Genomic DNA, 555 nt, shown 5'->3' with positions numbered 1-555 from the left:
CTGCTGCACCGTTCGGTCAACGAGTATGACGGGCGCCGCTACTGCGTCTTCATGGACATCATCCGTCCATCCCCGTTCCCCGGCCTCATCGCCGGCCTGCTCGCCATCGTTTCGGTCAGCGTCGAACGCATCAATTCCCTGTTCTACAAGAACTGGAAGATGATCGGCTCCAGCAAGCCGAAGAAGGCCGAGGCGAACTGAGCTTCGACAGGACCTCGCCAATCCGCCTTGAACCAACGTCCAATGGCGCCGGCCGGCAGCCACCTTTAGAACGCCAGAGCAATTCTGGAACGATTGCGTAGCGATTTTCCGTCCCGAATTGCGCAAAATCAATACGTGTCGGGGTCAGCGTTCTATATCGAAAGCTGAACTGCCTTGGGTGTCGAATATTTTCTAGCCAACGTGACGACTGAGCGGGAGGAGGTCCCGCTTACGGGAGGGTCAGGTTGATCGGTCGGCAATCAGTCGTGCATGCAGATCTTGTCCAGGCCTCGATCGCCAGAAGCGGCGCGGCCCATTCGGCACTGGTCGCCTCATGGCGACGTTCTCTCCAAC

The 555-nt window shown here is 58.4% G+C and carries 1 pseudogene; it reads left to right on the top strand.

The window, feature by feature from the left end:
- Positions 1-201, top strand: a pseudogene (locus EOA33_RS38070) (aspartyl/asparaginyl beta-hydroxylase domain-containing protein); the annotation flags it as partial.
- Positions 202-555: the final 354 nt, after the last annotated feature.

It is taken from the genome of Mesorhizobium sp. M4A.F.Ca.ET.050.02.1.1 (assembly GCF_003997725.1).
Classification (GTDB): domain Bacteria; phylum Pseudomonadota; class Alphaproteobacteria; order Rhizobiales; family Rhizobiaceae; genus Mesorhizobium.
This window is presented reverse-complemented; position numbering and strand designations above follow the sequence as displayed.